The sequence below is a fragment of the Mycobacterium sp. E740 genome (genome assembly GCF_001672895.1).
Lineage (GTDB): Bacteria > Actinomycetota > Actinomycetes > Mycobacteriales > Mycobacteriaceae > Mycobacterium.
Map to the genome: position 1 here is coordinate 42,704 of NZ_LZKP01000089.1, position 25,385 is coordinate 68,088.

Here is a 25,385-nt window from a genome sequence, read left to right on the forward strand (position 1 = left end):
GTCTCGCGGAATGAGAGCCCTGCGCTATTCCTGTGCGGTCCCGGTCGTAGCCCTCGCGGCGGGTGCGATCGTCGGGGCGCCGGAAGCGGCCGCCGACAACAAGCGGCTCAACGACGGCGTGGTGGCCAATGTCTACACCGTGCAACACCAGGCCGGCTGCGACACCGACATCAAGATCAATCCAAAGCTGCGGCTGGCCGCCGAATGGCACACCAACGATGTGCTGAACAACCGCGCGCTGAATGGTGACATCGGCTCCGACGGCTCGACCGTCCCAGACCGGGCGCGCAAAGCCGGGTACGCCGGCGCCGTCGCCGAGACCGTGGCGATCAACCCCGCCTTGGCGATCAGCGGCATCGAGCTGATCAACCAGTGGTATCACCGGCCCGACTACCACGAGATCATGGCCGACTGTTCCAACGTCGACATCGGCGTGTGGTCGGCGAACGCGCTCGACCGCACGGTCGTGGTGGCCGTCTACGGCAAGGGCGACTCGGCGCCGCCGGCGCTCGGACCCGGCAGGCCGTTCGGGGAGCCGGGCTCGGGCGCCCAGAGCTAAAAGCCCAGGCGCCCCAGCTGTTTCGGGTCGCGCTGCCAGTTCTTGGCGACCTTGACCCGCAGATCGAGGAACACCTTGGTGCCCAACAGCTTCTCGATCTGTGTGCGGGCCGCGGTGCCGACCTCGCGCAATCTGGCGCCGCCCTTGCCGATCACGATGCCTTTCTGGCTGTCGCGTTCGACGAAGAGAATCGCGTGGACGTCGATCAGGTCGTCACGGCCCTCCCGCGGAGTGACCTCCTCGATGACGACGGCCAGCGAGTGCGGCAGCTCTTCGCGCACCCCTTCGAGCGCGGCCTCGCGGATCAGCTCGGCCATCAAGGTTTCCTCGGGTTCGTCGGTGAGCTCGCCGTCGGGATAGAAGGCCGGCCCCGGCGGAAGCTTCGCCACCAGCACGTCGACGAGCACGTCGAGGTTGTCGGCGGCCGTCGCCGACACCGGCACGATCTCGGTGTCCGGGCCGACCAACTCGCTGACCGCGACCAGTTGCGCGGCGATGCGGTCCTTGGGCACCTTGTCGATCTTGGTGACGACGGCGACCAGCGTGGTCCTGGGCGCGACGGCGCGGATCTGGTCGAAAATCCACCGGTCGCCGGGCCCGATCTTCTCGTCGGCCGGGATACACCAACCGATCACGTCGACCTCGGAGTACGTGTCCTTCACCAGGTCGTTGAGCCGCTGCCCCAGCAGGGTTCGCGGCCGATGTAGACCCGGAGTGTCGACGAGGACGATCTGGAAGTCGTCGCGATGCACGATCCCGCGGATGGTGTGCCGGGTGGTCTGCGGCCGGTTCGACGTGATCGCGACCTTCGCGCCGACCAATGCATTGGTCAGCGTGGACTTGCCGGTGTTGGGCCGCCCGACGAAACAGACGAAACCCGAACGGAATTCAGGCATCACTTCCCCCGAGACTGCGGAGAGATCGCAATTTCCGCCGAATCGGCGACCTGTCTGCAGTCTCGGCAGTCATGCCAGCGTCTTACCCGCACGGTCGGTCACGATCACGACGGCGTCCGCCGTCAACTCGCGGACCGCGGCCACTCCCGCATCGTCCGGCGATCCACCGATGAGCACGGCGGCTTCGAGGCCGGTCGCGCCGCTGGACACCGCGGCGGCGACGGCGGCTTGAAGTGCGCTGAGTTGCAACGACTTCAGCGTCACCGGGGCACCCGCATAGGTGCGGCCGTCGGCGTCGCGGACGGCGGCACCGGTGGTCGCCTCGGCCCGGCCCATCGCGCCGCGCGCCAGCGTCACCAGCTTGGCGTCCTCCGCGTCGAGCTCACTCATCGCGTCGATCTCCTTCGGAAGTCTCGGTGGGGCTGACCAGAACCGTGCCGATGCGTACGCGTCCGCGGTGGTCCGGTCCGCCTTCGGCCCGCAGCCGCAACCCGTCCCACGTCACCTCGGCGCCCGGCAGCGGCACCCGGCCGAGTTCCAGGGCGACGAGGCCGCCGACGGTGTCGACGTCGAGGTTGTCGTCGAACTCGATGTCGTACAGCTCGCCGAGGTCCTCGATCGGCAACCGCGCCGATACCCGATACCGGTTGTCGCCCAACTCCTCTACGGGCACCACCTCGCCCGCGTCGTACTCGTCGACGATCTCGCCGACGATCTCCTCGAGCACGTCCTCGATCGTGACCAGCCCGGCGATCGCGCCGTACTCGTCGACGAGCAGGACCATGTGGACGCGGTCACGCTGCATCTCGCGCAGCAGGCTGTCCAGCGGTTTGGAGTCCGGCACGAACGCCGGGCGCCGCATGACGTCGGAGACCTTGGTGCCGCGACCGCCGTCGGTGGAGTAATACGTCCGCTGGACAAGGTCTTTGAGGTAGACGACACCGACCACGTCGTCGACGTTCTCCCCGATCACCGGGATGCGGGAGTGGCCGCTGCGCACCGCCAGCGACGTTGCCTGCCCGGCGGTCTTGTCGCTTTCGATCCACACCATCTCGGTGCGCGGCACCATCACCTCGCGCGCGGGGGTGTCGCCGAGTTCGAACACCGACTGGATCATCCGTCGCTCGTCGTCGGCCACCACGCCGCGCTGCTGCGCGAGGTCGACCACCTCACGAAGTTCGATCTCGGAGGAGAACGGGCCGTTGCGGAAACCGCGGCCCGGGGTCAGCGCGTTGCCGATGAGCACCAGCAACCGGCTGACTGGAGTGAGCACGACCGATGTGGCCTGCAGCGGGAGGGCGGCGAACAGCGAGATCGAGTACGCGTTCTGCCTGCCGACGGTGCGCGGGCCGACGCCGATCACGACGAAGCTCACCACGGTCATGATCGCGGCCGCCGAGATCAATCCCCAGCGCACACCGGTGTAGTCGTCCAGGTAAGCGGCCAGCAGAACCGTCGCGCTGACCTCGCATGCGATACGAAGCAGCACAACGAGATTGATGTAGCGTGGGCGCTCGGCCATGATCTTGTGCAGGCGCACCGCGCCGGGGCGCTCGTCGCGCACGAGTTCCTCGACACGCGCGATGGACACGGTGCTGATCGCCGCATCGATCGCGGCGAACACGCCGCCGAAGACGACGAGCACGATCGCGAAGATCAGCTGCCCGATGCTGTTCACAATTCGTCGAAGTATCGGGAGTTGTCGAGCAGCCTGCGCTCCTTCTCCGACTGGCGATCCTGGTGGTAGGCCTTGACCTGGTCGGCCACCCACTCCTCGAGCAGTTCGCGCTGCAGGGCGAACATCTCTTTTTCCTCGGCGGGCTCGGCGTGGTCATAGCCCAGCAGGTGCAACACCCCGTGCACGGTGAGCAGGGCGAGTTCCTGGCCCAGCGAGTGCCCTGCCGCGGCGGCCTGGTCGGCGGCGAACTGCGGACACAGCGCGATGTCGCCCAGCATCGCCGGGCCGGGGTCGGGCGCGTCGGGCCGCCCGCCGGGCTCCAACTCGTCCATCGGGAAGCTCATCACGTCGGTCGGCCCGGGCAGGTCCATCCACCGCATGTGCAGGTCGGCCATCGCGGCGGTGTCGAGCAGCACCATCGACAGTTCGGCCGCGGGATTGACCTGCATCTTGCGGATGACGAATCGGGCGACGCTGATCAGTTCCTCTTCGGAGACGTCGATGCCCGACTCGTTGGACACCTCGATGCTCATCGCTGCTACCGCCGCGGCCGGCCGCCGCCGGACGCGCGCCGCTGCGCGCGGTTCAACTGCGCCGGCTCTTCGTGTCTGGCGTACGCGTCGACGATCTCCGACACCAACCGGTGGCGCACCACGTCGGCGCTGGTGAGTTCGGCGAAGTGGATGTCGTCGATCCCGTCGAGGATTTGCATCGCCGCGTGCAGGCCCGACGCGGCTCCGCCCGGCAGGTCGACCTGCGTGATATCGCCTGTGACAACGATTTTCGAGCCGAATCCGAGACGGGTCAAAAACATCTTCATCTGCTCGGCGGTGGTGTTCTGCGCCTCGTCGAGGATGATGAACGCATCGTTCAAAGTTCTGCCCCGCATGTATGCCAGCGGTGCGACCTCAATCACCCCGGCGCTCATCAACTTTGGGATCAGCTCCGGGTCCATCATGTCGTGCAGCGCGTCGTAGAGCGGCCGCAGGTACGGGTCGATCTTCTCGCTCAGCGTGCCCGGCAGAAAGCCGAGGCGCTCACCGGCTTCCACCGCAGGCCGGGTGAGAATGATGCGGGACACCTGCTTGGACTGTAAAGCGTTGACGGCCTTCGCCATTGCCAGGTACGTCTTGCCCGTGCCGGCGGGTCCGATCCCGAACACGATCGTGTGCTCATCGATCGCGTCGACGTAGCGCTTCTGGTTCAACGTCTTGGGCCGGATGGTCTTGCCGCGCCGCGACAGGATGTCGAGTGTGAGGACCTCGGCAGGCGATTCGTTGCCCGCGCCGGTGAGCATCGCGACGCTGTGCCGCACGACTTCGGGAGTCAGCGACTGGCCGTTGGCCACGATCGTGATGAGTTCGGAGACCACCCGCTCGGCCAATGCCACGTCGGCGGGTTCGCCGGTGAGCGTCAGCACGTTGCCGCGCGCATGGATATCGGCCGCCAGGGCACGCTCGAGCGCGCGCAGATTCTCGTCGGCGGAACCCAGCAGGCCCACGACGAGGTCGGGCGGAACACTTATGTTGCTGCGTACCGACTCAGAAGACGAGTCAGCGGTCGTCTCGCGGGGCGTCAAGAGGGTTCAGTGCCTACTTTCTGGATTCCTGCCTGGTCGTTGCCGTGCTCACAGTTTACCGTCGAGCCTCTGGCCGTCCCAGTGGTTAGCCGCGCCATCGATCCGTCAGCACGCCCAGCGCCCCCAGCGCCACCGCGGCCGCCGTCGACGTGCGCAGCACAGTGGGCCCCAACCGCACCGCCGTCGCCCCGGCGTCGCACAGCGCCGCGACCTCGTCGTCGGCGATCCCGCCCTCCGGTCCCACGACCAGCACCAGCGAATCCGCCGCGGCCACCGGGACGTCGGCGAGATGCCGGGACGCCGATTCATGCAGGACGAGCACCAGCGCTCCCCCGAGCCCGCCGACAAGTTGCGCCGTCGAGACCGGCCCGCTGACCTCGGGAATCCGGGGGCGCCGCGACTGCCGGGCCGCGGATCGGGCCACCGCGCTCCATCGCCGTAACCCTTTGTCGACCTTGGCCGCCGATTCCCATCGCGCCACACACCGAGATGCCTGCCACGCGACGAACGCGTCCGCCCCAGCCTCGGTGGCCAGTTCGATCGCCAGCTCCGCGCGGTCGGACTTCGGCAGCGCCTGCACGACGGTCACCGTCGGCGACGGTGGCGGCACGAAGCGCCGCTCGAGCACCCGTGCCGTCAACCGGCCCTTGCCGGCCTCGTCGACCACGCAGTGCGCCAACTCGCCGGCGCCGTCGCTGACGTCCAGCCGTTCACCGACACGGATGCGGCGCACGTTCGCGGCGTGAAAGCCCTCGTCGCCGTCGACCACGGCGAGTTCACCGACGGCGGGCACCACGCCGACGTAGAAGAGCGCCCGGCTCACGCGTCAGCGGCCGCTGAACGTCTCACGCAGCCGGCTGAACAAGCCGCCGCCGCTGGTCGAGGCCGCCTGCGTAGAGCACACCTCCGCGACGTCGCGGGTGCGTCTCTCCTTGACCTTGCGCAGCAGGTCGGCGTCCTCGTTGTCCAGCCGCGACGGCACCACGACATCGATGTGCGCGTGCAGGTCGCCGCGCACCCCCGAGCGCAGATGCGGCATGCCGTGCCCGCGCAGCGAGACGACCGCGCCCGGCTGCGTGCCGGACGGGATGGTGATCTCGGTCGGGCCGTCGAGGATCGCGTCGACCGTGACCGCCGTGCCCAGCGCGGCGTCGATCATCGGCACCGAGATCGTGCAGTGCAGGTCGTCACCGTCGCGCAGGAAGGTTGCGTGTGGCTGCTCGTGCACCTCGACGTACAGGTCGCCGGCGGGCCCGCCGCCGGGGCCGACCTCGCCCTGGGCGGCCAACCTCACTCGCATTCCGTTGCCGACGCCGGCCGGGATCTTCACACTGATTTCGCGACGCGCCCGCACCCGGCCGTCGCCGCCGCAGCGGTGACACGGATTGGGGATCACCTCGCCGACCCCGCCGCACACCGGGCACGGACGTGAGGTCATGACCTGGCCGAGCAGCGACCGCTGCACGGTCTGAATCTCACCGCGACCCCCGCACGTGTCGCAGGCAGCCGGGCTGGAGTTGCCGTGGGTGCCCTTGCCGTGGCAGAGGTCGCACAGCACCGCGGTGTCGACGGTCACCTGCTTGGTCACGCCGGTCGCGCACTCCGAGAGGTCCAGGCGCATGCGCAGCAACGAATCCGACCCGGGTCGCACCCGGCCGATGGGACCTCGCGAGGTGGCGCCGCCGCCGAAGAACGCCTCGAACACGTCACCAAGCCCACCAAATCCGCCGCCGAACCCGTTGCCGGCACCCGCCGACTCCAGCGGGTCACCGCCGAGGTCGACGATGCGGCGCTTCTCTGGATCGGAGAGCACCTCGTAGGCGGCGCTGATCTCCTTGAACCGCGCCTGTGCCGCTTCGTCCGGGTTGACGTCGGGGTGCAGTTCGCGCGCCAGCTTGCGATAGGCGCGCTTGATCTCGGCGTCCGTTGCGCCTTTGCTCACTCCGAGCAGCCCGTAATAGTCGCGTGCCACGCTGACCTTGCCTGTCTCTTCCTCGTCGACGGTGCCGGTTTTACCGGCTGCCTAAGACTTCCCCGATATAGAGAGCAACCGCAGCGACATTAGCGATAGTTCCCGGATAGTCCATTCGGGTGGGGCCCAGCACCCCCATGCCGCCGTACACCTTGCCCGAACTGCCGTATGCGGTGGTGACCACCGAGGTGCCCGCCATCTCCTGGGCCTCGGTCTCGTGGCCGATGCGCACGGTCACCTTGCCGGCCTCCTGCTGCGCCGCCAGCAACCGCAGCACCACCACCTGCTCCTCGAGCGCCTCGAGCACCGACCGCAGCGAGCCGCCGAAGTCCGCGGTGTTACGGGTGAGGTTGGCGGTACCGCCCAGCAGCAGCCGCTCCTCGCTGTGCTCGACGAGCGTCTCGACCAGCACGGTCGCCGACCGGCCCACCGCGTCGGCGAGCCCGCCGCGCCCGTTGAGCTGCGACGCCAGATCCGACACCGCGACCGAAGCGGCCGCCAGCGGCTTGCCCTCGAGCGCCTGGCCGAGCAGATCGCGCAGCTTGAGCACGTCATGATCGGCGAGGGCGTCGCCGAGCTCGACGATGCGCTGGTCCACCCGGCCGGTGTCGGTGATCACCACCAGCAGCAGCTTGGCCGGCGTGAGCGCGACGACCTCCAGGTGGCGGACCATCGACGTCGACAGCGTCGGATACTGCACGATCGCGACCTGACGCGTCAGCTGGGCCAGCAGCCGTACCGCACGGCGCAGCACGTCGTCGAGGTCCACCCCCGATTCGAGGAAGGACAGGATCGCGCGGCGTTCCGACGACGACAACGGCTTGACCTCGTCGATCCGGTCGACGAACTCCCGGTAGCCCTTTTCGGTGGGCACCCGCCCGGAGCTGGTGTGAGGCTGGGCGATGTACCCCTCGGCTTCCAGGACCGCCATGTCGTTGCGCACGGTCGCGCTGGAGACACCGAGGTTGTGCCGCTCGACGAGCGTCTTGGACCCGATCGGCTCCTTGGTGGCAACGAAGTCGGCGACGATCGCGCGCAACACCTCGAACCGGCGGTCCTCGGCGCTACCCATGTCTGCTCACCTACCCCTCGAATCGCGTCGGCGCCCATTTTACGGGGCCGAACAGCGCCGATGACCGCGCGCGGTGGTCATATCGCCCAAAGCGCGGGTTGCATTAGCCTTGGCACGTGCGGCCAGTTGTCGAGCCGAAGCCCGGGGGGACGACGCGAAAGGCGTTCGCCTGATGATTTTCAAGGGAGTCCGGGAGGGCAGGCCGTACCCAGACCACGGCTTGTCGCACCGCCAGTGGGCGCAGATCCCGCCGCGGCAGATCCGGCTCGACGAACTGGTCACGACCACCACGGTGCTCGCGCTGGACCGGTTGCTCTCCGAGGACTCGACGTTCTACGGCGACCTCTTCCCGCACGCGGTCAAATGGAAGGGCATCGTCTACCTCGAGGACGGGCTGCACCGCGCGGTGCGGGCCGCGCTGCGCAACCGCACGATATTGCATGCGCGGGTGTTCGACATGGATATGCCGATAGCTCAACAGGTTTAGCGGTGCCGCACGGCCGGCAGGCCGATGGCGTCCTGCGCGGCGGCCGTCGCGAATGATGAGCCCAGGATGCGGTCGGACAACAGGCCGAGGCAGGACAGGTTCGGGAAGCCGGGCCCCTGCGTGAGCCCGGACAGGCCCGGCAGGAAGAGTTTCGGCGCCACGCCGGTGACGGCGAGGTCGTCCCCGATGGCCTCCTGTAGCGCCTCTGAGGTCAGCGGTGCACCGAGGCCGAGCTCCACCAGGTCCAGCGCGTCCTGTCCGAGCAGCGGCACGAACCACATCGCGTCGGCGCCCGACCCGTCGATCACCAGGTCGAAACCGTGAATTGTCTCCAATGACTCACCGCCCTGAGTGGTGCTCAGCGTCAAGCGGATTCGGCCGTCGCGCGCGACGGCGTGCGCGACGCGGCCGCGCAGATGACGAATCCGGTCGTCGGCGAGCAGCGCATCCTGCACCCGCGCGGAGAACACGCCGCGGTCGGTGCGCATCAGGGCGTCGCGCCGTTCGGTCATCGTCAGGCTGGTCCAGCCGGTCGGATCGGAGAACAGCATGTTCTCGAAGAAGCCCTCGCCGCGGGTGAACAAGGTCACCTGCGGGGAGATCACCGTGATGGTCGAAACCCGATGGCGGAACAGCTCGTTCAGTATCGACGCCGCGGTCTCGCCGCCGCCGATGACCGCGACCCGTTCGGCGCAGATCAGCTCGTGCTGTGCCGTGCGATGCCAGAACTGCGCGATCGACATGACCCGCGGACTGCCCGGCAGGATCGAACGCTCGGGCTGCCCCGGCCCGGTGATCATCAGGCCGTCGGCGACGATGGTGCGGTCCGCGGTGCGCAGTGCCCATCCACCGGATTCGGTGTCGACCGAGATGCGCTGCACCTCACCGGCGATCACCTTCATCTCGATGTTGCCCGCGACCCAGCGCAGGTACTGGCTCCACCGGCGGTGGGTGGGCGCGGGCCTGCCGCGGTCGACCCACTCGGCGAACTGCCCGGTCGAGATCAGGTACTGCTGCCAGCTGTGGCGGGTCATGCGCTCGTCGAGTTCGGCGTTGCGGCGCGGCACCAGCGCGGAGCGGTACGGGAAGCCGACGTCCTTCTCGGGGCTGGTGCCCAGGCGGTGCTGCCCGTCGGTCCAGCCGCCGTCGGCCTGCCAGTTGGCGGCGACGCCGGTCCGCTCGACCGCGACGACGTCGGGCACGTCGAGACCCATGCCGCGCAGTTCGGCGGCTTTGGCGGCCACCGCGACGGCTTTGGCGCCGGCGCCCACCACCGCGAGAGTCCGGCTCATGCGATCACCTCTCGCAGCGACTCCTGCCACAACTCCTGCAGCGTGGCGACGTCTTCGACGGTCAGGATGGCGGGCAGCGTGCGCCACTGGGTGCCGAGCACCGGGGCGTCGGCGTCGCCGAGCACCGCCGCCAGGATCGTCAATTCATGCCGAACCGCCAACTGCGGCTCGGGCAGAGGTGACACTTGGGCCAGCAGCGCGCGGTCCGGACGCAGCGTGCCACCGTCGGTGCCGGCGTGCACGCGACCCAGGAAGTTCAGTAACAGCTGCGGTTCGCGGTAGGCGGCAAGTCGTTCTGCGGTATCGGGCCGCAGATACCGCAGCAGCCCGTAATCGACGGCGTTGCCGGGGATTCGGGCGACGTCGAGCACCGACTGCACCCGCAGCGGGTAGATCGCGGTGAGCAGCCCGACCGTGTCGGACGTGTCGGCTCCGTCGACGACGCCGTCCGCGCGGCCGTGAGTCTCCAAGGCCAGCAGGGGCGGCGGTGTCTCCTGTCCCCGCTGCAGCCGCCAGCGCGTGACGGTACGCGCGGCGGCGGCGGCCAACAGATGCGGCGTCGGCTCGGGCGCGTTGAGTAGGCGCAACGTGACGTCGGTGTCGGTGGCGGCCATCGAGACCACGAGATCGGCGGCCCGATCGCTGTGCGGCCGCACGCGGCGCGCGCCGAGGGTGGGGTCGGGTCCGTCGAGCTGCGCCGCCCAGAAGTCGGTCGTGTCGAGGGTGTACGCCCGCTCGCTGAGCAGTCGAGACCACCGGCGGTAGCTGGTGTGTTCGCGCACGGGCGAGGGGTCGGCCCCGGATGCGACGGCGTGCCAGCCCGCATCGAGTTCGGCCAGCGCGATCCGCCAGGACGCCGGGTCCAGCGCCAGCACGTGCGCGGTGAGCACCAGCACTCCGGCACCGTCGGCCGGCCGCAGCCACACCGCGGCGAGCAGCGAGCCGCGTTGAGGGTCAAGGCGTTCCACTGACCGGCGGGCATGCTCGGCGACCGCCGCGGTGACGGTGTGGGTGGCGTCGTGGGTGGCGTCGATCCGCACCTCGGTCAACAGATCCCGCGGGTCGTGTTCGACGAACGTCATCGTCTGCCGGTCCAGCCGGCTGCGCAACACCTCGTGGCTGTCGGTGAGCGCGCGCAGCATCCGCTCGAGCTGCGCGGCCGTGATGCCGTCGGGCAACGTGATGACTTCGGTCTGCGCCAGCCGACGCGGATCTCCGTGTTCGTAGAGCCAGTGCACGTTGGGCAGTACTGCGACAGGCCCCGCAGATTCGTCCGCACCGTGTCGGGCTACTGCCGACTCGCTGTCGACGGCGGCGGCCAGTTCACGCAGCGTCGCACATTCCAGCATCAGCCGGGCGCGCAACGGAACTCCGCGCCTGCGGGCCGCCTGCACCACTGACATCGCCACGATGCTGTCCAAGCCGAGAGCGAGAAAGTCTGCGGTGACATCGATCTCAGTTGTGTCGAGCAATTCGCTCAGCACCGCGGCCAGTGCCGCCTCGGTCCCGGTTTCCGGGCCGGCAGAGGGCCCCTCGGCGACGGTGAGTGCGGCGAGGGCGGATTCGTCGACTTTGCCGTGCACTGTCAGCGGCATCTGCTCGACGACCACGATTGTGTGCGGAACCATGTAGCGGGGCAGCCGTTTTGCGAGCAGGGTGCGCAACTCCGATGTGTCGGGTGGGGGTGCCGCATCGACGACGGCCACCAACTGTGGGCCACACCGTTGTTCGCGCACGACGACGTGCGCGTGCCGCACGGCGGGATGGGAGTGCAGCACCGCCGCGATTTCGGCGGGCTCGACCCGGAAGCCGCGGATCTTCACCTGGGCGTCGGAGCGGCCGAGGAACTCTAGTGCACCGTCGCGTTGCCATCGCACGATGTCCCCGGTGCGGTACATCCGCTCGCCCGGCGCGAACGGGTCGGCGACGAACCGGGCCGCGGTCTCGCCCGGTCGGTTCAAGTAGCCGCGCGTCAGTTGGCCACCCGACAGATACAACTCGCCGGGCACCCCGGCCGGTACCGGGCGCAGCCACGAGTCGAGCACATAGGCCCGGCTCGGCGACGTGGGTCGTCCGATGGTGGGCCGGTCGTGCTCGGCGATCGTGGCGACGACCGCTTCCACTGTGGTTTCGGTTGGGCCGTAACAGTTGTGGGCCGCCATGCCGGTGCGGGCACACTCGTCGCGGATGGTGTTCCACGCCGCGATGCCCACGGCCTCGCCGCCGAGTGCGAGTACCCCGAGCGGCACGGTGGTCAGCAGACCGACGCCGCGCAGCTGGGCGAACATGGACGGTGTGGTGTCGATCAGGTCGATGCCGTAGCGCCCGATCGTCTCGACCAACGCCTCGGCGTCACGCTGGACGTCGTCGTCGACGATGTGGACCGCGTGCCCGTCGAAAAGCGCGGCGAGCGGCTGCCAGGCGGCGTCGAACGTGAACGACCAGGCGTGCGCGACCCGCAGCGGGCGAGACAGCCGGGCGGCGGCCGGCCGCAGGATGTTTCGCGCGTGGTCCTCGATGTAGGCCAGCAGCGCCTGATGGGTACCGACGACGCCCTTCGGCCTACCGGTGGTTCCCGAGGTGAACACCATGTAGGCGGCCTGCCCCGGTACCGCGGTCACCGGCCGGAATTCGTCGACCGATTCGGCTGCCGCTGCCAGCACATCGTCGTCGACGACGACCGTTGCGCCGCACTGGTCGAGGATGTCGGCGGTCCGCTCGGGCGGCATGCCGGGGTCCAGCGGCACGATGACGCCACCGGCTTTCAGCACGGCGAACATCGCGATCACATACTCGGGTCCCCGGGAAAGATGTATCGCCACAGGAGTTTCGGTGCGCACTCCACGCAATGTGAGCACAGCGGCCAAGCGGTCAGCCGCCTCGTCGAGCTGCCGGAAGCTGAGCTCACCGCCCGACCAGCTCAACGCAGGTGAGCCGAGCCTGCTGCCGGCGGTCTCCGTGAATGCGGTGTGCACGCCGAGGTGGGCAGGTGGTGGAGCGAAGGTGGTCGGGAAGCTGGTCGGGACCGCCGCTTCGCCGTCGAGCAGGACACTGACGTCACGCAACGCGTTGTCCCAGTGGGTGATCAGCCGCTGGGCGGTGACGAGGACCCGGTGCCCGAGCGATTCGGGAGTCATCTGTCCCAGCGCGCCGTCGACCACCTCGACGAGCACCGTCAGTACGTCGCCGATCATGTGCGCGGCGACGGTGACGGGAAAATGTGACACGCTTTCCAGTGCCGCCGGACGGAAGGTCGCGCCGTTGGCGACGAAGTCTCCGCCGCCGACGAGACCGCCGGGCGGGAAGTTCTCGTAAACCAGCAAGGTGTCGAACATCTCGCCGATGCCGCCCAGCGAGCGCAGTTCGTTGTGCGGCAGGTAGCTGTGGTCGCGCAGTTCGGCTGCCTCGCGTTGCAGTGCAACGCATTGCGCGCCGACACGGGCGGTCGGGTCGAGGCGGACCCGCATCGGCACGGTGTTGATGAACAGTCCGACCATGGTCTCGACACCGGCGAGTTCACCAGGGCGGCCCGACACCGTCACCCCGAACACCACGTCGGAGCGGTCGGTCAATGCGGACAAGATTGTGGCCCACGACATTTGGATGAGGGTGTTGACCGTGACACCGCGTGAGCGCGCTGCTTCGGCAAGCCGGCGCGAGCCGGCTTTGTCGAGTTCGACCTCGATCCGGCCCGGTTGACCGGTGGGCGGTTCGCCGGAGGTGAGGGCGGGTGCGACGAGTGTCGGGCCGCCGAGACCGGCCAGATGCCGGCGCCACAGGCTGCGGCTGCTGTCCTGGTCACGCCTCGCGAGCCAGCCGATGTAGTCGCGATAAGGCCGCGGCGGCGGTGGGAGCGCGGCGGCGTCGCCGCCCGAGCGATGCAGCGCGATCAGCTCGCCGACGAACAGCGGCAGCGACCAACCGTCGATGATGATGTGGTGAGCGACGATGACAAGCCGCCACTGCTTGCCCGGGATCTCGATCAGAACGAACCGCATCGCCGGCCCGCGAGCGAGGTCGAACGTGCGGCGCCGTTCGTCCGCTTCGATCGAGTCGATCTCGTCAGCCGCCGCGGTGATGTGCCGCCATGGCAACTCGACGCGGGTCGGCACCACCTGAACCGGTTTGCTCTGCGCGCGCACGAAACTCGCCCGCAAGTTGGGGTGGCGGTCCAGTAGCGTCGCCGCGCACGTGCGCAGCAGTGCCGGATCGAGATCGCCGGTGATGTCGGCGGCCATTGCGATGACGTAGGGGTCTGCACCGCCGTCGACCGCGTCGTCGCCGGTGTTCAACTGCGCCAGGGAGAACAGTCCCTGCTGCAGCGGGCTCAGCGCCATCACGTCTTCGACGGCGACCGCAGGTTCGCTCCTGGTAGGGGTTGACGTCACTGTGCACCGTCGAGCGAAGCCGACCACATCGAGGTGACCGCCGCCAGTTCGTCGGCCGAGAGCCCGGACGCGGCCATCGGCTCGTGACGGATGTCGGGCGTCTCGGTGGCGGCGCCGGCTTCGTCGACTCTGGCCGCCAGCTCGTGAATGACGGGATTCTCGAACACCATTCGCGCGGTCACCGCCAGCCCCGCATCGCGGGCCCGTGCGGCCAGCTGCACCGCGAGGATCGAATCGCCGCCCAGCTCGAAGAAGTCGTCGGTGCGGTTGACCTCAGGCACGTTGACGATGTCGGCGAGGATCACCGCCAGTGCGCGTTCGGTTTCCGTGCGCACCGGTTCCGCCGGCCCCGCCGGTGCCGGCACACGACGGGCGTCGGCGGCTTCGACGAATTCCATCCGACCGTCCGCGGTCCACCGACCGCGCCTGCCGGTGGTGCGCACTTCCGCGCCGGTCTCGTCGATGACGTGCTCGAAGACCTCGCCCACCGCGCCGATTGCGACGGGATCGCGCCAGCCGTCGAGGATGCTGGCCGCCGTCGCCGCGCTGAACTTCTGCACCAGGCGCCGCTCGTTGCGGTCGGCGATCTGCACGTCGCGCACCCGCTGGCCCGGATCGTCGACGAACGCGGCGAGCACGCGGCGCAACCATTCGACGAACCGTTCCGCGGTGTCGCGCCGGTACAGATCGGTCCGGTAGATGACGTGTCCGCGGTAGCCGTCGGTGGCGCCGAAGAAGTTGACCGACAGGTCTGCGTGGGCGACGTCGAATGGCGGCTCCAGCGCAGTGAACGTAGTGGTGCCGTCCGGCCCTGACTCGATGATCTGGTCGGCGGGCAGCGCATCGCGGACGTGCACGACGACTCCGAACAGCGGGTTGCGCGACAGCGACCGCACCGGTCGTACGGCGTCGACCACCTGGTCGAACGGCAGGTCCTGGTGGGCGTAAGCCTCCAGCGCCGTGTCGCGGGCCCGGCGCAGCACCTCGCGCAACGTCGGGTTGTCGGACAGGTCGTTGCGCAGCACCACGATGTTGATGAAGAACCCGACGAGCCGGTCGAGTTCGGCTTCGGTGCGGCCCGCGACCGGCGTGCCCAGCGGAATGTCGGGGCGCTCACCGGCTTTGTGCAAGGCGACGGCGACCGCCGCCTGCAGCAGCATGAACTCCGTGACGCCGAGTTCGCGGCACAGTTCGGCGAACTTCGACCGGGTGGCGGCGTCGACCCCGAACTCGACGGCGTCGCCTGCGCCGCTCAGCACGGGCGGTCGCGGGAAGTCCGGCGTCAGGCCCGGATCCTCGTGCAGACCCGCCAACTGGCGGCGCCAGTAGTCGCGCTGCGCGGCGACCGGCCCGTCGGTCTCGCCGAGCAGTGCCGCCTGCCACGCGGCGTAGTCCGCGTACTGGACACGCAACGGTGCGAATCCGGGTGTGTGTCCCGCCCGCCTGGCCCGGTACGCCGTCAGCAGGTCGTCGAACAGCACCATCGCCGACCAGTGGTCGGCGGCGATGTGGTGGACCACCAGCGAAACCACGTGTGCATCGGGCGTCGCCAGCACGGCGGCCCGCACGGGCAGGTCGCGTTCGAGATCGAAGACGTGGCGGCGTTCCTTCGCGAGCTCGGTGTCGAGCCAAGTCCCGTCGCCGCCGTGGGCGCGACGCACTGTGACGTCCGGTCCTTCGTTGACGAGTTGGTATGGGGCACCGTCTATTTCGCGATAAGTGGTCCTCAGCACCTCATGGCGCGCCACCACGTCGCGCACGGCCTGGACGAATGCGTCGGTGTCGCAAGGGCCGCTGATCCGGGCAGCGAACGGGATGTTGTTGACCGGGCTGGGGCCGTCGATGCGGTACTGGAACCACATGCGCAGCTGTGATGCGGACATCGGCAACGCGCCGTCGTGGGAAACGGGAAGTAGTTCTGGCCGGTTCGGTCCGAAGGCCGCTGCCGATTCGATCCGCTGCGCGAGCCCGGCTACGGTGCCGAGCTCGAAGACGTCGCGCACACCGATGTCGACATTGAACGACGCTCGCACGCCCGCAACGAGTTTGGTGGCGAGCAGGGAGTGGCCGCCCAGGTCGAAGAACGAGTCGTCGGCACCGATGTGGTCGCGCTCGAGCAGTTCGGCGAACAGGGTTGCGAGTCGGCGTTCGGTGCCCTGGTCGGGTTCGCGGTAGGGCGTGCCGGGGTCGATGTCGGGCTCCGGCAGCGCGGCCCGGTCGATCTTGCCGTGGGCGGTGATCGGGATTTCGTCGACCACGACGTAGGCAGCCGGGGTCATGTACTCGGGCAGCGCGGCCGCGACGCGGTTCCGGATGCGTTCGACGTCCACGGTCTCGTCGGCCGGCGTGACGTAGCCGACGAGGCTCTTACCGGCCCCCGGCAGGTCGCTGACCACCACGACCGCCTGCCCGACGCTCGGGTCGACCGAGATCGCGGCCGCGACTTCACCGAGTTCGATCCGGAAGCCGCGGATCTTGACCTGCTCGTCGGCGCGGCCGACGAACTCGACGTCGCCGTCGGCGTTACGGCGGCCCAGGTCGCCGGATCGGTAGAGGCGGCCGCCCGAGGTGGTCGGGTCGGCGACGAACCGCTCCGCTGTCAGGGCCGGCCGGCGGTGGTACCCGTGCGCGACATGGGTTCCGCCGATGTAGATTTCGCCGATCACCCCGACCGGAACGGGTCGCAGGGCGTCGTCGAGCAGATGGATCTGGGTGTTGATCTTCGGCGTGCCGATGGGCACGATTCGAGTGCCTTGCTTGCCCTCGACCTTGTACCGGCTCGCGTTGATCACGGTTTCGGTCGGACCGTAGAAGTTGTGCAGCAGCGCGTCGAAGGTGGCGTGGAACTTGTCGGCCAGCTCGCCGGGCAGCGCCTCGCCGCCGATGGGCACCCGCTGCAGCGTCCGCCACTGGCTGACCCCGGGCAATGACAGGAACAGGCCGAGGAGCGAGGGCACGAAGTGCATCGAGGTGATGCCTTCGTCCTGGAGCAGCTCGGTGAGATAGCCGACGTCGCGCAGACCGTCCGGGCGGGGGATCACGAGCCGTCCGCCGCACGCGAGCATGCCGAAGATCTCTGCGATCGAGACGTCAAAGCTCGGCGACGCGACCTGCAGCAGCCGCTCGCTGTCGTCGATCCCGTATTCGCCCTTGAACCAGACGAAGTACTCGGCGACCGGGCGGTGCGGCACCGGAACGCCCTTGGGCTGACCGGTCGAACCGGACGTGTAGATCAGGTAGGCGGTGTTCTTCGCAGACAGTGCGCGGACCCGGTCGGTGTCGGTGGGATCGGTGGCGGGCAGTCCGTCGAGATCGGTGATCGGTTCGCGCAGCACGAGTTTGGGGTCGGAGTCCGAGAGGATGAAGGTCAGCCGGTCCTGGGGATAGGTGGGGTCGACCGGCTGGTACACGGCGCCGGCCTTGATCACCCCGAGCGCGGTGAACACCAACTCCGGCGAGCGGTCCAAGAGCACGGCCACCCGGTCCTCGGTGCCGATGCCCCGCCGGATGAGCCAGTGCGCCACCCGGTTCGCCGACTCGTTGACCTCCCGGTAGGTGTAGTCACGTCCCTCGTAGACCATGGCGACCGCGGCGGGGGTGCGCGCCACCTGAGCTTCGACCAGCGCCGTCATCGTCGAGGCAGCGGTGACGAACTCCGGACCCGCGGACACCTCACGCAGCCATTCGGCGTCGTCGGCGCCCAACATGTCGAGCTCGGCAATGGGGTGGTCGGGACGTTGCAGCGCATCGTCGAGCAGTACGGCGTAGTGCGTGAGCAGTTGCCGGACGAGCGTCGCGTCGAGGATTTCGACGAGATACTCGGCCTCCACGACGATCCCGGCCTCCGGGGCATCGAACTCCACCATGAAGCCAAGCGGCAACTGGGTGAGGTGGCCGCGCAATTGCCCTCGGCTGCAGGTGATTCCGGGTGGGCAGAAGGCTTCACCGTCGGCGCCGCGCGCACCGAAGGTCACCCGCGTCATCCGCTCGGCACCGTGGCGCCGATCCGGGTTCAACTCGCGCACCACCCGGTCGAGGTTGATGCGCTGATGCGCGAACGCACCGACCGCGGTGTCGCGAGCGTGCGCGACGACATCACGGAAGCTCCGGCGGGCACCGGGCTTGAGCCGCAAGGCCACGGTGTTGCCGTAGTAGCCGATCACCTCCTCGAGATCGCCTGTGCGGTTGAGTACCGGTGCGGCGACCAGGAAGTCCTCGGAGTGCGTGTAGCGCCGCATCAGCACCCCGAAGGCGGCCAGCAGGACCATGTACGGCGTCGCCCCCGACTCCTTGGCCAGCGCGCCGACCCGTTCGACCGTTGCCTCCGGCAACCGCATGGTGATGCGCTGAGACCGCCAATTGGTGGGTACCGCGGAGCCGTTCGGACCGGGCAGTTCCAGCGGCTCGGGCGGGTCGGCCAACACGTCGCGCCAGTAGTCGAGGTCCTCGTCGGCCGGTTCTGGTCCGTGCGAGCGCGGCATGGCCAGGGGTGCCAACGGTTCACCGGAGTAGGCCCGGGTGAGGTCACCGAAGAACACCGCCCAGCAGCCGTCGTCCCAGGCGATGTGATGAGCGACCAGCAGCATGACGTGTTCGTCGGCGGCGGTACGCACGACGGTGAGCCGCAGCGGCGAGTCTGCCGCCAGGTCGAAGGAAGCGCCGAATTCCCGTTGGGCCAACACTTCCAGCCGAAGCCGGCGCGCGTGCTCGGAGATGTCCGTCAGGTCGTGCACGGCCCAGCCCGGCGCGAGCTCGTCGTGCACGGTCAGTTGGGGTTCGCCGTGCTCGTCGGCGTGATAGGTGGTGCGCAACACCGGATGCCGCGCGGCGACGGAGTTGACAGCGTCGCGTAGCCGGGCGACGTCGAGGTCTCCGGTGATCCGGTAGGACAGACAGATGTTCAGGATCGCCCCGGTGGGATCGGCGGTCTGCACGAACCACATGCGGCGCTGCCCGTCGGAAAGCCCGCGCGCCTCGGCGGTGGACGGCTGCTGGTCGCGCAGTCCCCGCTCGGCCAGCTTGCGGCGCAACAACTCGAGCCGGCGATCCTCGACCCGCTCGCGGAGATCGAGCGCCTCAGTCAGGTCAGTCACGCGTATCCACCTTCTCTGATCGTTTCGTGCGGTCGAGCTCGGCCACGAGGCCGCCGCCGGTGATGCCGCCGAGCAAGGTGGCCAGCGGCACCTTTTGGCCCGTCGCGCGCAGCAGCCGTTTGCGGAGGTCCAGTGCCAGCAGCGAGTCCACCCCCATGTCGAGCAGCGACAGCTCGAGGTCGACGGACGCCGCTTCGACGTTCAGGACTGCGCCGAGCTCGGTCCGTAGCCGGGCCGCCGTGTCAGTGACATCGAATTCGGCTGTGGCGAAGCGGTTTTCGTGGCGCGTTGCGGTTCGGCTGTCCAGGAACATTCGCAACCGGACTTGGTCGGCGCTCATCAACAGCGGGTCTTCGCCGTGTTGCGCGAGGCTGGCTTCGACAGCTGCCAGAGGCGCCATCGGCAGCAGGCCGGAGCGCTCGATCCTGGCCACCTCCCCCGCGTCGGCGATCCCGTTCCCCTGCCACAGGCCGTACCGGATGGCGACGCAGCGCTGCCCCTTTGCCCGCAGTTGGCCGGCCATCACGTCGAGCATCCTGTTGACGGCCGAATATCCGGCATGGCCGCGACCGCCCCACACCCCGGAAATCGACGAGCACAGCAGGATTCGCGCGTCCGGCCGCATCGGCCAGAACTCGGTCAGCCGAGCCAGACCGCCGATCTTGGCCGCCGCCATGTCGGTGAACGCCGCCGCGGTGACCGCGTTATGGTCAGCGAAGGTCGCCGTACCCGCGGCATGGATGAGCAGCGACGCGCCGGCACCGCCGAACTGTGCGGCCGTCGCGGCCACCTGCTCGGCGGAGGCGACATCGCACCGCGGCGCGACCACTTCGAGGTCCGCCGCCTTCAGTTCGGCCGTGACTGTCGCATCGACACCGCCGCGACTCAGCAGCACGAGGCGGCGGGCGCCGTGCGCCGCGAGGTAACGCGCGAAGTGCAGACCCACAACGCCGTTGCCACCGGTGATGACGACGTCGTCGAGCACTCCGTGGTCCAGTTGCCACGCCGGCGCCGACTCGGCGCTTCCGGTCACTGTACGGGTGAAAAGGACTGGTGCCGTGCCGTAGTCGCGTACCGCCGCCTCATGGGCGTCGCCCAGCAGGGCGTGCGCAGCAGCGGCCGCGACGGTGTCGTCGGGTTCCCACGATGGCAGGTCGAGATGGCGGAACGCCTGCTCGGAGCGCTCGAAACCGATGCTGCGGTGCATCGCGGCCAGCGCAGCCTGCGCGGGTAACGCGGTCGGCTCGTCCGGTCGGACGCGCTCACCGCCGACAGTCACCAGACACACTGCCCGGCAGTCGGGTCCGGCGGAGTCGACATAGTGGAGCAACCCGGCATCGATGTGCCGCGAGAGCGTGTCGGCGCTGTGTTCGGCGTCGGGGTGGTCGAGTTCTGGGGCCACTGCGACGACGAGGTTCGCGTCCCGGGGCTGGACAAGCTCTGCTTGCGTACGGCTCAACGCTGCCCGCAGCCGGCCGGCGAGTGGTCCGCGGGGACCGGGGAGTTCGACCACCGCGACGCGCTGTGCTACCGCGCTCGATTGTGCTGCGCGCTGCCATTTTTCACGTGCAACGGTAAGGCCGGTAACCGGAGGTGACTGTTGCCGTTCGGCCCACAGCCGCACCGCCCGCATCGCAGCGTTGGGGAAACCGCGCAGGATCGGCTCCGCGGGGATGTCGAGCAGATCGGCCCATCGATAAGCGGGGTCCGCGATCGCGGTGGCGGCGATGCTCGCCGACAGGGTCTCCATCGGGGCGGTGTCGCGGTGTCCCGAGCCGGCGACGAGTGGCTCGTCTGTCTCGTCGGCCAGCAGGTCGCCGAGCGCGAACTGCAGGGCGGGGTGCGCCGACATCTCGATGAACGCTTCGGCGCCGTGTCGGCGCGCGGCCGCGACGGCGCGGTCGAACCGTACGGTGTTGCGCAGGTTGTCGAACCAGTAGTCCGTGAACGGCGTGGATGCGGGTACCACGTCGCCGGTTGTCGATCCGATGAATCGCACGGCTGAGTCGACGAACCCGGCTTCCGGTAGCAGGTCGAACAGATGGTCGCGCACCTGTTGCAGCGCGCTGGTGTGGCCGGGGTAATTCACGTCGAGTTCGCGGGCGAACAGGCCTCGTTCGGCGGCCGCCCCGATCAGCGCGCGGACGGCAGCGCGGGTCCCGGACACCGCCACCGAGGCGTCGGAGTTGACCGCGGACACCTCGAGCCAGCCGGGGACGGTCGCGATGAGCTGCTCGGCCGCCGACAACGAAACCCCGAGCGCTGCCATGCGATAGTCACCACACAGGCGGTCCACCGCCTTGGCGCGGGCGATGACGACGCGGGCGGCATCGGGCAGCGCCAGGCTGCCCGCCACACAAGCGGCCGCTACTTCGCCGAGGCTGTGCCCGATCACGACGGCGGGCAGGATTCCGCAGGACCGCCAGATGTGGGCCAGACCGACAGCATGGGTGAACTGGGCGGCTTGGACCTGCGTCTGCGAGTACTCGGCGTCGCCTGCGTCGCCGGTCAGATACGGCAGCGGCGACGATTCGCCCGCCGCGACGAACGCCGCGGCGCACTGGTCGACATGCGTCCGGTACACCGCGGAGCGGCGGTAAGTTTCCGCCCCCATCGAGGGCCACTGGCTACCTTGGCCGGGGAACACGAATGCCGTTGGCAGCGCGGATGTTCGCGAGGAGCGCGCCACCAGGGGATGCTCGGACCCGGCGATCACCGCACGCAGTCCGTCGGCCAGTTCGGCGGTGTCCGCCGCACGCACCACGGCGCGATGCCTGCGCAGCCGGCGGACGCGCAGCAGCGTTGCGGCGACCGCGCGCACATCCGGCTCCTGGTCGAGGTAGCGCAGTATCGCTTCGGCGTCTGTCCGCACCAGTTCTTCTGCGTGCGAGCTCAACACGACGGGCACCCGCCCGTCGGGCAGACCGACAGACGGCATCATGCCGCCTCGGGCTCGGTGGCCGGTATCGACACGATCGCGTGCGCGTTGGTTCCGCTCATACCGAACGCGGTCACCGCCGCGAGCCGTGTGCCGTCGACGGCCGGCCATGGTGTCAGCTCCCGCGCCAACCGCAGACCTTGTTCGTCCCAGTCGATTTCGCGGCTGGCTTCCGAGGTGTGCAGGGTCGCCGGGATCGCACCGCGCTCGGCGGCAACGAGAACTTTGGCCAGGCCCAGCCCGCCCGCCGCGGCCTGCGTGTGGCCGAGGTTGGACTTCACCGACCCGAGCAGAGCGCCTTCACCGGGGGCAGTGGCGCCGTACGTCTGGGCCAGCGAGATCAACTCGGTGCGGTCCCCCAGACGCGTTCCGGTGCCGTGACCCTCGATCATGCCGATGTCTTGCGGCCGCACACCGCTGCGGTCGAGCGCGCGCTGGAACAGCCGGGCCTGCGCCTGGCCGTTGGGCGCGGTGAGGCCGACCGACCGACCGTCCTGATTCAGGCAGGTGGCCCGCAGTTCGGCGAGCACCTGCCGGCCGTCGCTCAGCGCCCTCGATCGGCGCTGCAGGACGAACATCGCTGCACCCTCGGCCCACACGGTGCCGCTGGCGTGTGCGCTGTACGGCCGGCAGCGTCCGTCGTCGGACAGCGCATGTTGTTTGGAGAACTCGACGAAGAATCCGGGCGAGCCCATCACGCAGACACCGCCCGCCAGCGCCAGATCGCAGTCCGCCGAGCGCAGCGACTGGCGCGCGGTATGGATCGCGGTCAGGGTCGACGAACACGAGGTGTCGATGGTCAGTGCGGGACCGGCCAGCCCGAGCGTGTAGGCGATTCGCCCGGAGATCACCCCCAGCGCGGTCCCGGACATCAGATGTCCGGTGAGACTGGAGAACTCGGCCAGGTCGGGTCCGTACCCCATCACCGAAGCGCCCACGTAGCAGCCGGCGTCGTGACCCGCGAGGTCATCGGGGTTGATCCCGCTGTTCTCGAGCGCTCGCCAGGCGACCCGTAGCGCGACCCGTTGCTGCGGATCCATCGCGACCGCCTCACGCGGCGAGATCCCGAAGAACTCCGGGTCGAACGTCGCTGCGTCAGAGAGGAACCCGCCGAAGTCGTGGATGGGTTTGAACCCGTCGCGTTGCGAGCCGTCGAGCAGATCGCGCACCGACCACCCGCGGTCGCGCGGAAACGGGCACAGCCCCTCGCGCTGCGCGACCAGCAGGTCCCAATAGTCGTCGGCGGTTTCGATGCCCCCCGGCGCCTCGATCGCCATCCCCACGATGACGACCGGATCGTCGCCGTCGTTCTCTGGCGCGCTAACCGGCATTGACCAACTCCGCGACCGCGTCGGTCTGGTCGTCGAGGTAGAAGTGGCCGCCGTCGAACAGCGACAGCGTGAACGCACCGGTGGTGTGAGTTTCCCAGCCGCGCAACATGTCCTCGCTGATGCGGTGGTCGGTGCGACCGCCGATGGTGTGTATGTCCGCGGTGAGGCGGGCATCGGGTCGGCAGGTGTAACGGTTGAACGCCTGGTAGTCCGCCCGCACCGCGCGCACGAGCAGCTCGATGAACTCCTCGTCGGCGACCAGCCGGGGATCGGTACCACCGAGATCGACCATGTTGGCCACCACTTCCGCGTCGGCGGTGGGCAGCCGCGGTGAGTCGGCGATCGCGCAGGGGGCTTGACTCGCCGAAGCCCACAACTGCCGAACGGGAACTCCGTGGCGTTCGGCCACCCGGCCGAACTCGAAGGCGATCACCGCTCCCATGCAGTGCCCGAACAGCCGCAGCGGGCCGAGTGCCGACCAGTCCCCCGCGGCGAACAAATCCGCCGCCAGGCCCTCCACGGTGTCCGGTGCGGGATGCTTCAGGCGATCCGCGCGCTGCGGGTACTGCACGACGTATGCGTCGTCACCCTGGGCGGCCAATGCCGACGCGAACGACCGGTAGGCCGCAGCGGCGCCGCCGGCGTGCGGGAAGACCACGGTGGCGCCGTCCGATGATTCACCGGCGGCGCGTTTGATCCAGGGTGCGAAAGTCAGTTGGCTCTGTTCGGTCATCGTGTCGGCGTCGTCGGAGTTGATTAGCGCAGGCTGTCCTAAGTCGAAGGTGAGGTTACCCTATCCTTCGCAGCGGGACATGGCTACGGTCTGCGCCGACCCCTGGTGTGCGCTGAGATCGCAGAATCGCTGCTGACCGCGCTGTTTGTCGATCTGAACGCACACCAGCGCGCCTGTCGTCGGCCGCCGTGTGCGACAGTCGACGGCTATGGAGCTAGCAGGTGTCGGTGTATGGAGTTCGCAATTGCGCTACGGCGACCACAGCCAGGCCGCCGAGGCCGCCGCCGAGCTCGAGGAACTCGGCTTCAGCGCGCTGTGGATTCCCGACGTCGGCGGACCCGTCCTCGATTCGGTGGACCACCTGCTGTCGTCGACTCGCGACGTCGTCATCGCCACCGGCATCCTCAACTTGTGGATGCACGAGCCGGCCGACGTGGCCGCCCGGTACGCGTCGCTCACCGAAAGCCACGGGGAGCGTTTCCTTCTCGGCATCGGGGTGAGCCACGCGCCGCTCATCGATTCACGGGAGCCGGGGTTGTACCGCAAGCCACTGGCCGCGACCCGCAACTACCTCGACGGACTCGATGCGACGGAACAGCCGGTCCCGGTTGCCAATCGGGTGCTCGCGGCGCTCGGCCCGAAGATGCTCGAACTGGCAGCGGACCGCTCACGCGGTGCGCACCCGTATCTCGTGACCCCCGATCACACCCGTTACGCCCGCGAACACCTCGGCGAAGGACCGCTGCTGCTGCCTGAGCAGACGGTGCTGCTCACCACCGACGCCGACGAAGCGCGCGCGCTCGGAACCGACTGGCTGCGGTCGTACCTGGCGCTGCCCAACTATGCCAACAATCTGTTGCGGTCAGGCTTCTCCGAGGACGACGTGGCATCGGTCAGCGACCGGTTGTTCGACGCTCTCATTGCCTGGGGTGACGAGGAGGCCGTGCTCGAACGGGTGCGCGAGCACCGCGACGCCGGCGCGGACCACGTCTGTGTGCAGGTGCTCACCGCCGATCCGCGGGAATTCCCGCGCGAGCAGTGGCGCCGACTGGCCGCGGCTCTAAGCTGACGAACCCAGCTCGGACAGCACTGTCTCGCTGTCCATTCCGGCAACCTCGAGGTACACCTCGGCGACCGCCTCCAGGCGCTCGCTGCCGGTCTCACGGGCGACGAGCCGCTCGGCGGGGACTCCGTGCTGGCCACCCAGGTGGTGGCCCGCGTACGCGACTGGCTCGACGCGCCGGGTGCGGCGGTCACCGACATGTTCGCCGCGCGAACGGTGGCGAAGCTCGCCGAGCGGCTCGTCGCCCGTGAGACCGGCAGCGAGCGCCTGGAGGCGGTCGCCGAGGTGTACCTCGAGGTTGCCG

17 protein-coding genes and 1 pseudogene are annotated in these 25,385 nt (G+C 69.0%); 4 read left to right on the plus strand and 14 right to left on the minus strand.

Annotated elements, in window-relative coordinates; translation table 11 throughout:
• The first annotated feature begins 10 nt into the window (after nt 1–10).
• Complete coding sequence (locus tag A5663_RS08500) at nt 11–559, plus strand: CAP domain-containing protein (RefSeq protein WP_068146679.1); 549 nt, start codon at nt 11–13, stop codon at nt 557–559.
• On the opposite strand, the gene era is transcribed toward A5663_RS08500, so the two are convergent.
• The 8 genes from era to hrcA form a co-directional block, all read right to left on the minus strand.
• Nucleotides 556–1,455, minus strand: a complete 900-nt coding sequence (gene era / locus A5663_RS08505; protein ID WP_068146727.1) for a GTPase Era — start codon at nt 1,453–1,455, stop codon at nt 556–558. The genes A5663_RS08500 and era overlap by 4 nt on opposite strands.
• 69 nt (nt 1,456–1,524) lie before the next feature.
• A complete protein-coding gene (locus A5663_RS08510; protein WP_068146682.1) occupies nt 1,525–1,845 on the minus strand; it encodes a cytidine deaminase in 321 nt (106 codons plus the stop codon).
• Nucleotides 1,838–3,133: a hemolysin family protein gene (locus tag A5663_RS08515; RefSeq protein WP_068146685.1), complete on the minus strand. Its 1,296-nt coding sequence runs from the start codon at nt 3,131–3,133 to the stop codon at nt 1,838–1,840. The genes A5663_RS08510 and A5663_RS08515 overlap by 8 nt, the downstream gene beginning before the upstream one ends.
• Complete coding sequence (gene ybeY, locus A5663_RS08520; protein ID WP_068146688.1) at nt 3,130–3,666, minus strand: rRNA maturation RNase YbeY; 537 nt, start codon at nt 3,664–3,666, stop codon at nt 3,130–3,132. The genes A5663_RS08515 and ybeY overlap by 4 nt, the downstream gene beginning before the upstream one ends.
• Nucleotides 3,667–3,671: 5 nt before the next feature.
• The gene (locus tag A5663_RS08525; protein WP_068146691.1) at nt 3,672–4,712 is read right to left on the minus strand and encodes a PhoH family protein; all 1,041 of its coding nucleotides are present in this window, start codon (nt 4,710–4,712) and stop codon (nt 3,672–3,674) included.
• Between the two features lie 85 nt (nt 4,713–4,797).
• Entirely contained in the window at nt 4,798–5,535 is a 738-nt protein-coding gene (locus A5663_RS08530; protein ID WP_068146694.1) for a 16S rRNA (uracil(1498)-N(3))-methyltransferase, read from the minus strand.
• Nucleotides 5,536–5,538: 3 nt separating this feature from the next.
• Complete coding sequence (gene dnaJ / locus A5663_RS08535; protein WP_068146697.1) at nt 5,539–6,684, minus strand: molecular chaperone DnaJ; 1,146 nt, start codon at nt 6,682–6,684, stop codon at nt 5,539–5,541.
• 40 nt (nt 6,685–6,724) lie between these two features.
• The gene (gene hrcA, locus A5663_RS08540) at nt 6,725–7,756 is read right to left on the minus strand and encodes a heat-inducible transcriptional repressor HrcA (RefSeq protein WP_068146700.1); all 1,032 of its coding nucleotides are present in this window, start codon (nt 7,754–7,756) and stop codon (nt 6,725–6,727) included.
• A 172-nt stretch (nt 7,757–7,928) separates the two neighbouring features.
• Between hrcA and A5663_RS08545 the strand changes: the two genes are divergently transcribed.
• Entirely contained in the window at nt 7,929–8,243 is a 315-nt protein-coding gene (locus tag A5663_RS08545; protein WP_068146701.1) for a type II toxin-antitoxin system VapB family antitoxin, read from the plus strand.
• On the opposite strand, the gene mbtG is transcribed toward A5663_RS08545, so the two are convergent.
• From mbtG to A5663_RS08575, 6 genes are read right to left on the minus strand one after another with little or no spacing between them, the layout of a single operon-like run.
• Nucleotides 8,240–9,535, minus strand: coding sequence for an NADPH-dependent L-lysine N(6)-monooxygenase MbtG (mbtG, locus tag A5663_RS08550; protein WP_068146702.1), 1,296 nt, complete (start codon nt 9,533–9,535; stop codon nt 8,240–8,242). The two genes, A5663_RS08545 and mbtG, sit on opposite strands and share 4 nt — an antisense overlap.
• Entirely contained in the window at nt 9,532–13,872 is a 4,341-nt protein-coding gene (locus A5663_RS08555; RefSeq protein ID WP_068146733.1) for a non-ribosomal peptide synthetase, read from the minus strand. Before A5663_RS08555 ends, mbtG begins: the two co-directional genes overlap by 4 nt.
• A gap of 47 nt (nt 13,873–13,919) precedes the next feature.
• Nucleotides 13,920–19,007, minus strand: coding sequence for a non-ribosomal peptide synthetase (locus tag A5663_RS08560; RefSeq protein WP_068146735.1), 5,088 nt, complete (start codon nt 19,005–19,007; stop codon nt 13,920–13,922).
• A 1-nt stretch (nt 19,008) separates the two neighbouring features.
• Nucleotides 19,009–21,954 (minus strand): mycobactin polyketide synthase MbtD, encoded by a 2,946-nt coding sequence (gene mbtD / locus A5663_RS08565; protein WP_068146731.1) that lies wholly within the window; start codon nt 21,952–21,954, stop codon nt 19,009–19,011.
• Nucleotides 21,954–23,285 (minus strand): polyketide synthase, encoded by a 1,332-nt coding sequence (locus tag A5663_RS08570; protein WP_068146703.1) that lies wholly within the window; start codon nt 23,283–23,285, stop codon nt 21,954–21,956. Before A5663_RS08570 ends, mbtD begins: the two co-directional genes overlap by 1 nt.
• Nucleotides 23,275–24,018 (minus strand): thioesterase II family protein, encoded by a 744-nt coding sequence (locus A5663_RS08575; protein WP_068146705.1) that lies wholly within the window; start codon nt 24,016–24,018, stop codon nt 23,275–23,277. The genes A5663_RS08570 and A5663_RS08575 overlap by 11 nt, the downstream gene beginning before the upstream one ends.
• A 208-nt stretch (nt 24,019–24,226) precedes the next feature.
• Here A5663_RS08575 and A5663_RS08580 point away from each other — a divergent pair, with 208 nt between their 5' ends.
• Both A5663_RS08580 and A5663_RS22520 read left to right on the plus strand, forming a co-directional pair.
• Nucleotides 24,227–25,087 carry an LLM class F420-dependent oxidoreductase gene (locus A5663_RS08580; RefSeq protein ID WP_068146708.1) on the plus strand — a complete coding sequence of 287 codons (861 nt, stop codon included), beginning with the start codon at nt 24,227–24,229 and terminating at the stop codon, nt 25,085–25,087.
• 108 nt (nt 25,088–25,195) lie between these two features.
• Nucleotides 25,196–25,385, plus strand: a pseudogene (locus tag A5663_RS22520) (phosphopantetheine-binding protein); the annotation flags it as partial.

Bases quoted from the DNA above. Each gene is read 5' to 3' on its own strand.
- A5663_RS08570 (WP_068146703.1), bottom strand. From the start codon at position 23,285: ATGCCGGTTAGCGCGCCAGAGAACGACGGCGACGATCCGGTCGTCATC.
- hrcA (WP_068146700.1), bottom strand. From the start codon at position 7,756: ATGGGTAGCGCCGAGGACCGCCGGTTCGAGGTGTTGCGCGCGATCGTC.
- A5663_RS08545 (WP_068146701.1), top strand. From the start codon at position 7,929: ATGATTTTCAAGGGAGTCCGGGAGGGCAGGCCGTACCCAGACCACGGC.
- A5663_RS08575 (WP_068146705.1), bottom strand. From the start codon at position 24,018: ATGACCGAACAGAGCCAACTGACTTTCGCACCCTGGATCAAACGCGCC.
- A5663_RS08510 (WP_068146682.1), bottom strand. From the start codon at position 1,845: ATGAGTGAGCTCGACGCGGAGGACGCCAAGCTGGTGACGCTGGCGCGC.
- mbtD (WP_068146731.1), bottom strand. From the start codon at position 21,954: ATGCCGTCTGTCGGTCTGCCCGACGGGCGGGTGCCCGTCGTGTTGAGC.
- mbtG (WP_068146702.1), bottom strand. From the start codon at position 9,535: ATGAGCCGGACTCTCGCGGTGGTGGGCGCCGGCGCCAAAGCCGTCGCG.
- era (WP_068146727.1), bottom strand. From the start codon at position 1,455: ATGCCTGAATTCCGTTCGGGTTTCGTCTGTTTCGTCGGGCGGCCCAAC.
- A5663_RS08555 (WP_068146733.1), bottom strand. From the start codon at position 13,872: ATGGCGCTGAGCCCGCTGCAGCAGGGACTGTTCTCCCTGGCGCAGTTG.
- A5663_RS08580 (WP_068146708.1), top strand. From the start codon at position 24,227: ATGGAGCTAGCAGGTGTCGGTGTATGGAGTTCGCAATTGCGCTACGGC.
- A5663_RS08500 (WP_068146679.1), top strand. From the start codon at position 11: ATGAGAGCCCTGCGCTATTCCTGTGCGGTCCCGGTCGTAGCCCTCGCG.
- ybeY (WP_068146688.1), bottom strand. From the start codon at position 3,666: ATGAGCATCGAGGTGTCCAACGAGTCGGGCATCGACGTCTCCGAAGAG.